General features: G+C 70.5%; 1 protein-coding gene. It reads right to left on the reverse strand.

From position 1 onward, the window contains the following. Positions 1 to 37: 37 nt before the first annotated feature. Positions 38 to 1,243, reverse strand: a 1,206-nt coding sequence (locus HY68_RS10210) for a trypsin-like peptidase domain-containing protein (protein WP_041995610.1), incomplete at its 5' end; no start/stop codon positions are given.

Consider the following 1,243-nt stretch of genomic DNA (forward strand, 5'->3'; position numbering starts at 1 on the left):
CCTCGCGCTGCTTCGGGTACGACCCGTCAGCTGCCCGTCAGCTGTCGCCCTTGCGCTCGCCCAGGGTCAGTTGGACGGTCGACTGCTTGCCGTCGCGCTTGTAGGTGATGTTCACCTTGTCGCCCGGCTTGTGTGTCCAGATCTCGCCGATCAGGGTCGGGCCGCTGTCGATCGCCGTGTCGTTGAACTTGGTGATGACGTCGCCCGCCTTGAGTCCGGCCTTCGCCGCCGGGCCGTCCGGGGTGACCGCCGGCGTACCGCCCTCACCCTGGGTGGTGATCTGCGCGCCGTCGCCGCCCTCGGTGCCGGCCTGGCTCTCGTCGCCCATCGAGACCGTGGCGCCGATGACCGGGTAGACCGGCTGGCCGGTCTTGATGAGCTGCTTCGCGACGGTCGACGCCTGGTTGATCGGGATGGCGAAGCCGAGGCCGATGGAGCCCGCCTGCGACTGGCCGTTGCCGCCGCCCGACGGCTGGATCGCGGAGTTCATGCCGATCACGGCGCCGCGCGAATCCAGCAGCGGGCCACCGGAGTTGCCCGGGTTGATGGACGCGTCCGTCTGCAGGGCGCTCATGTACGAGTTGCTGCTGCCCGTCTCGTCACCGGAGGCGACCGGGCGGTTCTTGGCGCTGATGATGCCCGTCGTGACGGTGTTGGACAGGCCGAACGGCGCGCCGATCGCGATCGTCGAGTCACCGACCGCGACCTGGTCCGAGTTGCCGATGGCCAGCGGAGTCAGTCCTGACGGCGCGTTCTTCAGTTTGATGACGGCGACGTCGTACCCCTCGGCGCGGCCGACGACCTCGGCGTCGTACTGCTTGCCGTTGGAGAAGGTCGCTGTGATCGCGGCGCCGTTGGCGGCCGAGGCCACCACGTGGTTGTTGGTCAGGATGTGACCCTGTTTGTCGTAGATGAAGCCGGTGCCCGTGTCGCCCGAGCCGTCGCCGCTCTTGGCTTCAAGCGTGACGACGCTCGGCAGCGCCTTGGCCGCCACTGCGGCGACCGTGCCCGAGGCGCGGTCGCTGACCTTCGGGGCCTCGCCCGCCGAGACCGTCGTCGAGCCCGTCGAGCCTCCGTCGTTGCTCTCCGCCGCCCAGTAGCCGATCCCGCCGCCAACGCCGCCCGCGACCAGCGCGCCGACGATGATCGCGGTGATCAGGCCGCCCGCGCGCCTGCGGGGCGCGGGTGCGTGGTGATGGCTGGAATCGGGCGCACCCCAGGCGGGCCCGCCGTTGCCGCCGTC

The sequence above is a fragment of the Streptomyces sp. AcH 505 genome, assembly GCF_000818175.1.
GTDB lineage: Bacteria > Actinomycetota > Actinomycetes > Streptomycetales > Streptomycetaceae > Streptomyces.